The sequence below is a fragment of the Companilactobacillus zhachilii genome, assembly GCF_003606365.2.
GTDB lineage: Bacteria > Bacillota > Bacilli > Lactobacillales > Lactobacillaceae > Companilactobacillus > Companilactobacillus zhachilii.
On record NZ_CP031933.2, the window covers coordinates 1,960,969 to 1,974,310 of the forward strand.

Sequence of the window (13,342 nt, forward strand, 5' to 3'; positions counted from 1 at the left end):
AATAGCTTGATATCTCAAATATTTTTCGTGACTTTTATTACTGTCTTGATAGGATTCTGGAACAACCATGCTCTTAAAATATTTATCCATCTCAGAATAATTTGAAGACAGACCCTGGTCTCCTGGAAAAAGAAATCTAATTAATAACTTCAATATAGAAAAAGAGATTGAGGATTTTCCTCAATCTCTTTTTAACAATCTAAAAAATTTTCTAGTTTAATTCGTTCTTTACAACTTCAACAATTTGGTCACAATATTCGTTAACCTTTTCTTCGGTTGAAGCTTCACACATAACACGTAGTAAGGCTTGTGTACCACTAGGACGTACTAGTACACGGCCATCGCCAGCCATTTCATCTTTGACTGCTTTAATTGAGTCTAAGATTGGTTGGTGTTGATCCCACGAGTTTTTATCTGCTACTGGTACATTAACTAGCTTTTGTGGATAAATCTTTACAGGTGAGCCTAATTCAGCCAATGACTTGCCTGTTTCTTTCATGACATGTAGCAAATGGATACCTGTTAGCATTCCATCCCCTGTATTCATGTATTCATACAAAACAACGTGTCCTGATTGTTCCCCACCAATGTTGTAGTTATTCTTACGAATCTCTTCAACAACGTGACGGTCACCAACGGCTGTTTGAACTGACTTCATTCCATTAGCTTCAATTGCTTTATACAAACCGAGATTACTCATAACAGTTGTTACGATTGTATCCTTCTTTAAACGGCCACCATCATGCAAATATTTACCAAGGATAAACATAATTTTATCCCCATCAACAATATTTCCGTCAGCGTCAACGGCAATACAACGATCTCCGTCACCGTCAAAAGCTAATCCAGCAACGGCATCTGATTCTTTTACACGCTTAGCTAATTCTTCTGGATGAGTTGAACCAACATTTTTGTTGATATTGATTCCGTCCGGATGTGAAGCCATGATTTCAAAATCAACGCCTAAATCAGCAAACAAGGTGCTTGCAAGACGACTTGTTGAACCATTAGCAGTATCCAAAACAATCTTCATGCCGCTTAAATCATCTGACAATGTTTGTTTCAAGAATTGTAGATACTTTTGAGCACCTTCTGGATAATCAGAAACACTACCTAAACCTTCAGCTGATGGTCTTGGCAAAGTATCTTCCTTAGCATCTAGTAACTCTTCAATTTCGTCTTCAACATCATCTGGCAACTTGTAACCATCTGAACCAAAGAACTTGATTCCGTTATCTTCAGCTGGATTATGAGATGCAGAGATCATAATTCCGGCATCAGCTGAAACGGCACGTATTAAATAAGCAACGGCTGGAGTTGTAATAACGTCAAGATTTAAAACTTCGATTCCGACTGAAAGTAGTCCAGAAATCAAACTTGATTGCAACATTTGACCTGAAATACGTGTATCTCTAGCAACTAAAACACGTGGACGTGAGTCACTATTTTCTGAATGTTGTGTTAGAACATAGCCACCAAAACGACCTAGCTTAAATGCTAATTCAGGACTTAATTCTTTATTTGCAATACCTCTTACTCCGTCTGTTCCAAAATATTTTGTCATGAAAACTTACCCCCAGCGTATTATTGTTCGCTATTATTATTATCTTCAGTCGAGTCGTTGTTAGTCGAACTCGAATTATTTGTGCTATTACTATTGTTGTTTGAATTATTTGTATTAGCACTATTGCTACTGCTATTGTTTGTCGATGAACTGGATGAACCCGTATTTATCGAAACACTAATAGTTTCTGGATCTGTAAAAGCCACTTTATTACCCAAAACATCACCTAAATCGATTGATTTCTTGGTATTTCCAGTCACATCGCTCACATCAACAGGGATATCTACAGAACTGTTGATAGCATCTATTTGCGATTGCGTCCCGAAAACTCTAATGTTTTTCACATCAGATTCAAGTGATAAATTTGAATTATTTGAATCTCCCTGTTGTTTCAAATTAATTGAAACTTGTTTACTTTGGATAGTAATTGGAATTTTAACGTGAACTGTTTGCGGATCCAATGTAACATTTACAGTTTTACCATTTTTATCGAGAGCTTGCACTAAAACTTCTTGATCAAACGTCGATTTTATTCCCTTAGGTAAAATTGGCTTTACAATTACTCTAGCAATTTTTTCAATTTCAGATGCAGCACCAGTAACTGTCACAGTGTCAGGAGAAACTTCAGTTTTCCCTGCCTCATAGCCAGTTGCCAATGATTCTTTATTATAATCAACATCAACTGCAAACTTCTTCGTCTCACGGCGTTGAATGTTAACAGTGACATACTTCGGTTTAATACTATAAGTTAATTCACTATTCAAACCAGATTCCTTAATTTGAACCCGATGCTGTCCAATCGATAAATCTTTTAAATTCAAATAGAGATTAAAGTTTTGTGTATTTTTGGTTGCTGTAACAAGAGCCGATGGACCTTCAATTGTTACTTTGACATTTTCAGGATAGCCAGTGATGTAATACTTATCAACATCAGCTTGTAATTGCAACGGCACCGTTAAAGTAGCCCGTTTCGTCACTGTTGATGTATTCGATTGATTAGAATCTCTCGTTGAGCCTACGCCTGGTGTACTTACAAAAAAGAACAACCATAAAGAACAGCAGAGGGCGATAAAGGCATAAAAATAGTTACTATTTATTATCTTCTTTATCATCTTGGCCCTCCTTCTTCTTTCGACCAATCTTAAAGAAATCGAGTAGAGAGTGATTATCATTCTCATTTGGATCCTTTAATTGTGCATGAAGATACTTCAGATAATCCTCACGGGAAAGATCAAGCATCATATGTCCATTGCGGGTAATCATTACCCCACCGGTTTCCTCAGAAACAACAATGGTGATTGCGTCAGTCACTTCACTAATACCCACCGCAGCTCGATGACGAGTTCCTAATTCCTTGGGAATAGTGTTACTTTCCGATAGTGGCAAATAAGCGGCGGCAACGGATATTCGATTATTACGAACGATAACCGCCCCATCATGCAATGGCGTATTAGGAATGAAAATATTGATCAACAAGGCACCAGTAACTTCGGCATCCAAATCAATCCCAGTTTCGACATATTCTTCCAAACCAGTATTCATTTCCAACGTGATCAATGCACCAATTCTACGCTTACTCATGTACTGAATCGCTTGATCCAAACTTTCAATCAAATGATTCTTAGTCTTACCTTCTTCATTACTTGTCGAACTAAACAGCGGCATGCGCCCTAAGTGCTCCAAGCCCCGACGGATTTCTGGTTGGAAAATAATCACAATAACGATAATTCCCCAATTAATCAGTTGATCCATCAAAAAAGAAACAGTGTGTAGATTCAAAGCCCAACTAACAAGCTTTATACCAAAAATTATCACGATTCCTTTTAGAAGCTGTACCGCTTTGGTTCCTCGTAACATTGACAGAACTTTATAAAGGAAATACCAGACTACCAAGATATCAACCAAGTTAGCCAAATTCTGCCACGTAAAAATATTGCTTGGTATAAAATTCATTTTCCTAGCTCCTTAGCAGTTCGAACTAATTATAACAAACAATAAAAATTATAAAAGTTCACTATTTTTTATATGTTACTCAACTCCTATATTAATAACCTCTTCACTGTAATTGATATTTTGACGCAACTCATTTGCAGTTTTCTTGCTAATTTTACCTTGTTCTAACATATCTTGAACAAAAGCACGTTGATAACTCAAAGCTTTTACTTCCAAAGCAGCTCGATCACCACTAAATTGCGGTGTCCGTCCACGATATTTTCCTTGTAGTAATTCTAAGCGGTCTTCATAATGCCGCTGGAAAATATAAATTAAATTATCAGTAAAATCATCATTATCAGAATGTGCCAATTCTTGCAATTTAACCAGAGCTCGCTTAGCTCCAGCAGTAGAAATTTTAATAGAGTCTTGGTTTATTTGTTGCATATCATCGTACTTAACGGAACGATAAAACCAACGTCTAATTTGTAAATAAGTTCTTCTAAAGTAACTTAGGAAAAACTCAACTGTTGAATTATAACGACGGTGAACAATCTCTTTTTTATACTTAGCAATCTTGCGATTAGCCAGATCATAGGCCTCATCGGAAATTTCATGGTTTGTATATAATTCGTCAATTGCTTCTAACTCACAGTTAAAACAAATGTCCCACAATTCAGCATCCTTCTTACCTTTGACCCGACGCTTACTAATTTGATGACTAGCAAGTTTCGGACTGCGATTACGAATACTTAAATTACGAATATCATACAAATATTCAGCAATGACGGATGAATAAACTGCAGTATCTCCGTCATCCATTTCACTACGCAATTTTTTGATTGTCTTATCCAAAATAATTCGATTAGCCTCAGCTTGTGTTAATTTCACAACAACTGGAGTTTCATCTTCATCGTCATTATCGTCATCTTCATCAGAAACAAAAGTATTACCACGATAAGCAACGGGTGCACTATTTTTAGTTAATAAAGGAATTAAAATTGTCGCCCCTAACAAACTAAAAATAATCACGGTACTTGCTAAGAATAAAAGTAATGTTCGCGAAGGAAATGGTGCTCCACCTTTAATGGTCATTGGTAATGACAAAACACCGACCATTGTAACGGCACCACGAACACCAGAAATTCCAGACATTATACAATCATCAAACCGAGTTTTCGACCACAAAACGATTTTATTATCGGCATTATTGGAGAAAGTAGTGTATACATAACTCCACACAGCTCTAATAACCACCAGCATAATCCAAATAATAAAGGCTAAAAAGACTGCCCCAATCGTATTAATGTTGTCATTATGAACTAATTCCTCCATCGCAAATGGTATCTCGATACCTAATAAGACAAAGACGATCCCGTTCAAGACATAAACGACCAAATCCCACGTTCTCGAAGTGACCATCTTAATTTCAGGCGTAAAACTGCTAAGATTACGGTTCGACGAGATATTTAGAATCCCCGCAATAACGACTGCAACTACACCAGATACATCGAAAACATCTTCCGCTATGTAATAAATAATAAACGGAATAATAATCTGAATAATGGCATGAAGAATTGAGTCATCAACACCTTGGTTCATCAAGTACAATCTAATCCCATTAAAAATCCAAATCATCACAGCACCAACTAGAGCACCGACAATTGAGATATGAAAGAAGTCAATCGTGGCATCTTTTAGGGAAAACATCCCGGTAACTGTGGCGGCAACACCATATTTAAAACAAATCAAACCAGACGCATCATTGATCAAACTTTCTCCACTGATCAAATGCATCAATTTATCAGGAATATGGGCTTTTTTAGCAATTGACTGTACAGCAATCGGATCAGTTGGCGACAATACCGCCACTAAAGTGAATGCTGTTGCCCAAGGTAAAGTCGGAATAAGCCATTTTACAAATACTCCACCGACCACAGTAGAAATGATAACTAGAACAATTGCATTTCCTAAAATAGGCCCCTTTAATTTCCACAGTTCACGTTTAGGAAAATTATTCCCATCATTGAACAAAATCGGGGCAATAAAAGCTAACAAAAACCACTCTGTATCAACATAAATTTTGACGTGCATAAATAGTGCAGCCAAAACGCCGGCAGCAATTTGTAACAAACTGGGCGGAATCGACACAAAGTAGTGACTTACAATATTGGCAACAATTAAAAGTGAAAGAATCAAAATGATTGATTCAAGTATCTCCACGGACAGCACCTACCATTCTTTTTTTATTTTATTAACTAAATGTGTAAATAATAATATGCCGCCTCCAGGAACAAGAAATCAGGTCGCTGTGGGGACCGCCTTGAGCCAAGGTCTCAAGGCTCGATTTTGAACCACGCAAGGTACGCGAGTTTCAAAACTCGTCCCGTGGCGTAAGTGCTAAAGCACTAACGCCACCTTCACAGCGACCTGATTTCTTGTTCCTTCCGGCTAATTTACTCTTTGTTTTCTTAATCTTAATAAAGAATAAATTTGAATATTTTCTTTCATAACTACTATTCTATTATTTCGAATTGTTTGAATATAACGTTAAACACAATTTAGAAATTTCATCATTTAGTACATTAACAAAAAAATGTTAAATTAATTTATTCTGTTGGTTCTTCACCAATAATACGAACTTCTGTATGTAAGGAAACGCCTGAATCTTCCTTAACAACCTTTTGAATTAAGTGAATCAAATTCATGTAATCTGTTGCGGTTGCGTGTTTGATATTAACGATAAAGCCGGCGTGCTTCATAGACACTTGGGCTCCACCGACCATCTTTCCTTGCAAACCAGCTTTAATAATTAATGGACCAGTAAAATGCCCTTTAGGACGTTTAAAGACGCTACCACAAGATGGGTATTCCAATGGCTGTTTTGAACGTCTCAATTCATTCAAACGGTCCATTTCTTCTTGAATAGCTTCCTTATTGCCACGTTTCAAGCTGAACGTAGCGCTTATAACGATGCCACCGTTATCCTGAACGATACTGTGACGATAACCAAAGTCCATATCTGAATGTGTCAAAATCGTTATACGTCCATCTGGCATCAAAACTTCAGCAGATTCAAAGCAATCCTTGATCTCACCACCATAAGCACCTGCATTCATGAAGACTGCTCCACCAACACTTCCAGGAATTCCAGCGGCAAATTCAATTCCGGTTAAACCAGCCTTTTGTGCTTCAATCGTCGTATTGATGATTGTTGCCCCAGCTTCTGCTGTAACGCTCGTATCGGAAACCTCAATTTTGTGGAAATTAGGCAAAATAATTACGATTCCGCGAATACCGCCATCTTTAATAATCAAATTACTGGCATTTCCAATAACAGTAATTGGCACTTGATTATCTCTAGCTGTATCAACGATTTCGACTAATTCTTTACGAGTCTTAGGAAAAGCCAATGTATCAGCCGGACCACCGGTTTTGGTAAAGGTATATTTACTTAAAGGTTCATTTAATTTAAATTCAATATTTGGTAACTTTTCAACTGGAAAATTCAACATTCATCATCCTTTTTATCACAAATACTTACCGTATAATTTTATCACATAGTTAGATACTTAACGAACTAACAAGCCTAACAATAATGCTATAATTGTGGCGAGGTGATTTTATGAAGCTTATATCTTGGAACGTCAATGGTTTACGTGCCGTGGTTAAAAAAGACTTTGCGGAAACATTCAATCAATTGGACGCTGATATCTTCAGTATTCAAGAAACTAAATTGCAAGAAGGACAAATTGATCTCGACTTACCGGGATACCATCAATACTTCTTTTACGCTAAGAAAAAGGGTTATTCCGGAACTGCCATTTTCACCAAACAAAAACCACTCAACGTTACACAAGGACTGGGAATCGACGAGTTTGACGACGAAGGTCGGACCATTACCTTAGAATTCCCTGACTTTTATTTAATCAACAGTTATACTCCTAATTCACAGCCAAAATTGAAACGTGTCGATTATCGGATGCGTTATGACGATACAATGCGGGCATATATGTTAAAATTATCAGCTGATAAACCAGCTATTCTCTGTGGCGACCTAAACGTTGCACATGAAGAAATTGATCTAAAAAATCCTAAAACAAATCACAAAAATCCTGGCTTTTCTGACCAAGAACGTGATAAATTTAGTGAACTATTAGATAGTGGTTTTATCGATAGTTTCAGATCACTTCATCCAGATGAGATTAAATACTCATGGTGGAGTTACCGTTTCAATGCCAGAAAAAATAACGCTGGTTGGAGAATTGATTACTTTGTCGTTTCAAAAAATGGCAAAGATTTAATCAAAAATGCCGATATTCTCAATGACATTTACGGATCTGATCACTGTCCAATTGAATTAGATTTAAATATTAAAGGAGAATAATTAATGAATTTTGTTTCCATGGATTTTGAAACTGCCAATGGTAAACGTAGCAGTGCTTGTTCACTTGCTCTAGTTTTAGTCCGTGACAGTAAAATTGTCGACAGCTTTTACACATTGATCAATCCACAAGAATATTTCAGTCCTCGAAATATTCAGATTCATCATATCCATCCTGAAGATGTTGCAGATGCACCGACCTTTGATCAAGTTTGGTCACATATCAGCCCACTCTTTGACAATAGTCATTTAGTTGCTGCTCATAACGCCAGTTTTGATAATAGTGTTTTGAAAAATACTTTGTCGAATTACAACATCATGGTTCCGAAGTATTTGACAATTGATACTTTGAGAACAAGTCGAAAATTTTATCCACAATTTCCTAATCACAAATTAAATACTGTTTCTGAAGGTCTGAATATTGATTTAAGAAATCACCACAATGCCTTAGCCGATAGTGTGGCTTGTGCTGAGATTCTTTTAAGAACTGAACAACAATTTGGAACAGAGCAACTTAAGAAAATGGTTAAGTTGACTAGCTAAACGGGCCTTGCCGCCTCCAGAATCAAGAAATTTAGGCCGCTGTGGGGACCGAAGAAAGCCAAGGTCTTTCGTCTCGCTTTTGAGCCTTGCATAAACCGCAAGTCTCAAAAGTCGTCCCGTGGTGTAGGGGCTAAAGCCCCAACGCCACCTTCACAACGGCCTAAATTCTTGATTCTTCCGGCTAATTAATCTTTTATAAGAAACAATATTAAAGCTTTTAATTTACATAAAAACACCCATGAAATCACAAAATAAATTTCATGGGTGTTTTTTTATTTTAAATATTTTCATACTTTTTTGAATATGTCACAAAATCTTTTTCATTAACAAAGTTTTTTCAGTTTCTGAATCGGTTGTAAATCCATACTTTTGATAAAGATGAATAGCAATTGAATTATTTTTATAAACTTCTAGAAATACTTCTTTCAATGGTGAATCAAAAGCCCAATTGATTGCGTCTTCTAATAAGTACGATCCAATTCCATTATTCCAAAACTCTTTATCCACAACTACGCCAAATTCGGCCTTACTATCGTCACTATTTTCTAAACGACTATAACCAACAATTTGATCATCAAAAATTGCAACGATCAGTTCATCATATTTTGATTGATAAATTGCATCTAGCGCAATTTTCTCATCAGCAACTGTGACATCTTTCATATCAGAAAATGATATAAAATCACTTTGTTGGCTAGCTTTCTTCAAAAAAGTCAGTAAGTTTGTAGCATCTTCTGGAATGGCTTCACGTAATTTTAATTCTTCACTCATACCAATTCTCCGAAACCACGATCATTGAAAGTGTCACCATGCAATTTGAAAGTAACTTCTCTTTCAGTATCGGACAAGCGTGTAATATTGATTGAGATATGGTCTGCTGGAATCTCATCTTTAATAAATTGAGGCCACTCGACAATGGTAATCCCGTCACCATTGAAGTACTCATCAAAGCCTAGATCTTCGTCAGGACTGCTTTCCAAACGATAAGCATCCATATGATATAGTGGCACCCGTCCGTCTTTATATTCACGAATCAACGTAAATGTAGGACTTTTGACATTTCGTTTGATACCTAAACCACGAGCTAATCCGCGCGTTAAGGTTGTCTTACCAACTCCAAGATCCCCATTTAAAACGACAACGTCACCAGCTTGCAACAAGTCGGCAATTTTTTCTCCTAGTTGTTCCGTTTTTTCATAGGAATCGGTTTTTAATTGATATTCAAGCATAAATTTCTCCTTAAAGTGCTAAAGCGGCAGTTAAAATGGCTGACTTATAAACGTCTTCTTCGTTACATCCACGTGATAAATCAGAAATTGGCTTAGCTAGTCCTTGTAAAATAGGTCCAATGGCTTCAAAGCCACCAAATCTTTGGGCAATTTTATAGCCGATATTTGCTGATTGTAGTTCTGGAAAGACGAAAACATTAGCATGACCAGCAACTTTTGAGCCAGGAGCCTTTTGCGCACCGACACTTGGCACAAATGCGGCATCGAATTGTAATTCTCCATCAATTGGTAAATCTGGTGCTAATTCATGCGCAATTTTAGTTGCTTCAGCTACTTTAGTAACATCGTCACTCTTTGCACTACCTTTAGTTGAGAAACTAAGCATAGCAACTTTAGGGTCAATATCAAACAATTTTGCATCATGAGCTGTTTGAACGGCAATTTCTGCTAATTCTTGAGCATTGGGATTAATATTAATGGCACAATCAGCAAACATGTAACGTTGTTCACCCTTTTGCATAATGAATGAACCACTGATTCTCGAATTACCTGGAGCAGTCTTAACAATTTGAAGTGCTGGACGAACAGTATCACCAGTTGAATGAATTGCGCCAGAGACCATCCCATCAGCTTTATCCATATAAACAAGCATCGTTCCAAAGTAGTTGTTATCTAATAACATCGTTTCAGCTTGCTCTTTTGTATTCTTACCCTTACGACGTTCAACAAATTTTTCGACCATTGCGTCAAAATCTGCATAATGTTTAGGGTCCAAAATTTCAATATCAGCTAAATCAAATGACTTTTCAGTAGCAATTTTTTTGATTTCAGCGACATCACCGATTAAAATTGGTTTCAAAATATTTTCTTTTGCTAGTCGAGTTGCGGCACCCAAAATTCTTGGATCTTCACCTTCTGGGAGTACAATTGTTAAATTTTTTCCATCAATTTTACTTTTTAGGCTTTCAAATAAATCCATTACTTTTCCTCCGTTTCATCGGCATGTTCAGGTAATTGCCAATTGATTTCCTCTTCATTATAGTTTAAAAGTGCAGCGTTTGCTCTAGAAAATGGCTTTGAACCAAAGAACCCATAGCGAGCAGCGAATGGACTTGGGTGAGTTGATGAAATCACAGTATTTTTAGTTTCATCAATCAAAGGAATTTTACTTTTAGCAGCATTGCCCCATAATAAGAAGACAACTCCACCACGTTCAGATAAAGCATGAATAGCGTAATCAGTTAATTGTTCCCAACCTTGTCCCTTATGAGAATTAGCTTGACCACGTCTAACAGTCAAAACCGAGTTCAATAATAATACACCTTGTTTTGCCCAAGCCTTTAGGTAACCATGATTAACTGGTGTACATCCCAAATCATCTTGTAACTCCTTATAAACATTACGTAAAGATGGTGGAATTGTCACACCAGGTGCCACGGCAAAACTACAACCAATGGCCTGATTTGGTTCGTGATATGGATCTTGTCCCAAAATAACTACTTTTGTTTTTGAAAAGGGTGTCCAATCAAAAGCCTGGTAAATTTTGTGCATTTCTGGATAAATGGTTTGCGTATTGTACTCGTTTACAAGAAATTCACGTAGTTTTTCATAATACGGTTTGTCAAATTCACTATTTAAAACTTCCTGCCAATCATTGGTTATTAAGTTTTTCAAATTTACACCTACCTGTTTTGATATCAAAATACATAAAATATGGTAACATTCATTTATAGCATAACGCATTCGGAGGAAACTTTATGATTAAATTAATCGCATCCGACATGGATGGTACATTATTAAATGAGAAGATGGAGGTTTCAAGCCGCAATATCCAAGCAATTAAAGACGCTGAAAAAAATGGCATTGAATTCTTAATTGCAACTGGTCGCGGTTTGAGTGAAGCCAAACCATTTTTGAAAAATCATGTCCACCCTGGTTTCATCACCTTAAATGGTGCCGAAGTCTTTGACACTAAAGGTGATTTAATTTCAAGTAATCCTATTTCTAGAGAAGCTCAAAAACAAGTTATTGAAATTTTCAATAAATACAATGTCTACTTTGAAGTCATTACTGACAAAGGTATTTTTTCAAACGACCGTGAAGCTCGAGTTACTAATTTGGCTAACTTGCTCATGAAGTTGAATCCCGGAACATCTTTCAAACAAGCCCTTAAGGACACTCAAGAACGTGTCAAAATGATGCCCATGAATTTTGTTGATAACTACGATCACATTCTTGACAATGATTCGTATCAAATTATGAAACTAATTGGTTTCAATGAACATCAACACAAAGTTTTAGCTCCGTTAAAGAAGGAAATAACTAAGAAAATCAAAGATGTTGTTCCTACATCCTCTTCACCCAATAACGTAGAAGTTAACAGCATTCATGCTCAAAAAGGTATTGCCCTTTTGCAATATGCTGAAAACAAGAATATTTTACCAGAAGAAATCATGGCAATCGGTGATAATCTAAATGATTATTCAATGATTAGAGATGCCGGTGTCGGTGTTGCCATGGCTAATGCCATCCCTGCTATCAAAGAAATTGCTCAAATTGAAACTGAAAGTAATATTAACGATGGTGTTGCTAAAATAATTGAAAAAACCATCGCAGAAAACCAAAATCAAGGTTAATTGATGGAACTTTATATTCGAAAATCAGATTTGGCAGTTGGTAATATTCTTGTCATTGCAAATCAAAATAAAGAGACCACCTTCATCGCCTCACGTGATAAAGATAATCCCTTTTTGATTAAATTATATAATCGCTTAAATACGTTAATTGGTGAAATCAAACTTAAAAATAACTTTTTAAAAATTTATTCAATTGAAATCAACGGTGAAGAAAAAGCAACCATCAACGCTGTGCCAATGATCGACTTAAAGTACGTTTATCTCAGCAAAGCTAATTGGAACGTTGTTGGTAATCTGGTTACCGCCAAGTATCACGTGATCAAAGGTGGTAAGGAGATCATCAAAGTCCAACCGACGATTTTAAGCCAGGGACATCCCGGACTAGAATTGTCATTTGCAAACATGGATGACAGCCCTATGGGAACCTTGTTAGCAATCTTTTTGGATAAATACATCAAATTACCTACATTTGCTCCAAAAGCTGATTTAGATAATTTAGGCATGAAGTCGAAGATGTCTTATTTGAATAATTTTAAGAACAAGTGTGATTAAATATTCCGCCTCCAGGAGCAAAAAAATTAGGTCGCTGTGGGGACCGCCGAAAGCCAAGGTCTTTCGGCTCGACTTTGAACCTCGCAAAGTACACGAGTTTCAAAGCTCGTCCCGTGGTGTAATGGCTAAAGCCATAACGCCACCTTCACAGCGACCTAATTTTTTGCTCCTTCCGGCTAGTTTGTTTATGAAAAATGTTAAGTCATTGATGGCAATAGTATTAAGGATTGAGGTTGTTTTGGATTTTCGGTTAGAAATGTAAAAATAAATCATACTAAAAAATATATAGAAAAACATCTATGAGAAAGTGTGTAATTCTTTTTCTTAGGGTCTGTCTTCAAATTAGTCTGATAAGAATTTATTCTGTTACGGATAAATATTTTAAGAGCATGGTTGTCCCAGAATCCTATCAAGACGGTAAAAACATTTGAGGTATCAAGCTATTCTTGAGTTAATAAAGAACTAGTCGGAGGATTCGGACAGTGGTTACTGGCAGTGAAAG

General features: G+C 36.5%; 13 protein-coding genes. 4 read left to right on the forward strand and 9 right to left on the reverse strand.

What is annotated here, in order from left to right; all coding sequences use genetic code 11:
* Window positions 1-211: 211 nt before the first annotated feature.
* The 5 genes from glmM to murB all read right to left on the reverse strand — a co-directional run bounded on the left by glmM (window position 212) and on the right by murB (window position 7,011).
* Window positions 212-1,564 carry a phosphoglucosamine mutase gene (gene glmM, locus D1B17_RS08960; protein WP_120142012.1) on the reverse strand — a complete coding sequence of 451 codons (1,353 nt, stop codon included), beginning with the start codon at window positions 1,562-1,564 and terminating at the stop codon, window positions 212-214.
* Window positions 1,565-1,584: 20 nt separating this feature from the next.
* Window positions 1,585-2,676 (reverse strand): CdaR family protein, encoded by a 1,092-nt coding sequence (locus tag D1B17_RS08965; protein ID WP_240704396.1) that lies wholly within the window; start codon window positions 2,674-2,676, stop codon window positions 1,585-1,587.
* Window positions 2,654-3,517, reverse strand: a complete 864-nt coding sequence (cdaA, locus tag D1B17_RS08970; protein ID WP_120142011.1) for a diadenylate cyclase CdaA — start codon at window positions 3,515-3,517, stop codon at window positions 2,654-2,656. Before cdaA ends, D1B17_RS08965 begins: the two co-directional genes overlap by 23 nt.
* Before the next feature lie 75 nt (window positions 3,518-3,592).
* Window positions 3,593-5,719: a cation:proton antiporter gene (locus D1B17_RS08975; RefSeq protein WP_120142010.1), complete on the reverse strand. Its 2,127-nt coding sequence runs from the start codon at window positions 5,717-5,719 to the stop codon at window positions 3,593-3,595.
* Window positions 5,720-6,105: 386 nt separating this feature from the next.
* Window positions 6,106-7,011, reverse strand: a complete 906-nt coding sequence (gene murB, locus D1B17_RS08980; protein ID WP_120142009.1) for a UDP-N-acetylmuramate dehydrogenase — start codon at window positions 7,009-7,011, stop codon at window positions 6,106-6,108.
* Between the two features lie 110 nt (window positions 7,012-7,121).
* Here murB and D1B17_RS08985 point away from each other — a divergent pair, with 110 nt between their 5' ends.
* Both D1B17_RS08985 and D1B17_RS08990 read left to right on the forward strand, forming a co-directional pair.
* Window positions 7,122-7,883 (forward strand): exodeoxyribonuclease III, encoded by a 762-nt coding sequence (locus D1B17_RS08985; protein ID WP_120142008.1) that lies wholly within the window; start codon window positions 7,122-7,124, stop codon window positions 7,881-7,883.
* Window positions 7,884-7,886: 3 nt separating this feature from the next.
* Complete coding sequence (locus tag D1B17_RS08990) at window positions 7,887-8,423, forward strand: 3'-5' exonuclease (RefSeq protein WP_120142007.1); 537 nt, start codon at window positions 7,887-7,889, stop codon at window positions 8,421-8,423.
* 306 nt (window positions 8,424-8,729) lie between these two features.
* Here D1B17_RS08990 and D1B17_RS08995 read toward each other — a convergent pair whose 3' ends face one another.
* Genes D1B17_RS08995 through D1B17_RS09010 form a run of 4 tightly spaced genes read right to left on the reverse strand, consistent with a single transcriptional unit; the run spans window position 8,730 to window position 11,326 of the window.
* Complete coding sequence (locus D1B17_RS08995) at window positions 8,730-9,194, reverse strand: GNAT family N-acetyltransferase (protein WP_120142006.1); 465 nt, start codon at window positions 9,192-9,194, stop codon at window positions 8,730-8,732.
* The gene (tsaE, locus tag D1B17_RS09000; RefSeq protein ID WP_120142005.1) at window positions 9,191-9,652 is read right to left on the reverse strand and encodes a tRNA (adenosine(37)-N6)-threonylcarbamoyltransferase complex ATPase subunit type 1 TsaE; all 462 of its coding nucleotides are present in this window, start codon (window positions 9,650-9,652) and stop codon (window positions 9,191-9,193) included. The genes D1B17_RS08995 and tsaE overlap by 4 nt, the downstream gene beginning before the upstream one ends.
* A gap of 10 nt (window positions 9,653-9,662) precedes the next feature.
* Window positions 9,663-10,631, reverse strand: coding sequence for a phosphate acetyltransferase (gene pta / locus D1B17_RS09005; RefSeq protein WP_120142004.1), 969 nt, complete (start codon window positions 10,629-10,631; stop codon window positions 9,663-9,665).
* Entirely contained in the window at window positions 10,631-11,326 is a 696-nt protein-coding gene (locus tag D1B17_RS09010; RefSeq protein ID WP_120142003.1) for a uracil-DNA glycosylase, read from the reverse strand. Before D1B17_RS09010 ends, pta begins: the two co-directional genes overlap by 1 nt.
* Window positions 11,327-11,409: 83 nt before the next feature.
* Between D1B17_RS09010 and D1B17_RS09015 the strand changes: the two genes are divergently transcribed.
* Together D1B17_RS09015 and D1B17_RS09020 are read left to right on the forward strand one after the other, a co-directional pair.
* The gene (locus D1B17_RS09015; RefSeq protein WP_120142002.1) at window positions 11,410-12,288 is read left to right on the forward strand and encodes a Cof-type HAD-IIB family hydrolase; all 879 of its coding nucleotides are present in this window, start codon (window positions 11,410-11,412) and stop codon (window positions 12,286-12,288) included.
* Between the two features lie 3 nt (window positions 12,289-12,291).
* Window positions 12,292-12,840, forward strand: coding sequence for a hypothetical protein (locus D1B17_RS09020; RefSeq protein WP_120142001.1), 549 nt, complete (start codon window positions 12,292-12,294; stop codon window positions 12,838-12,840).
* Window positions 12,841-13,342: the final 502 nt, after the last annotated feature.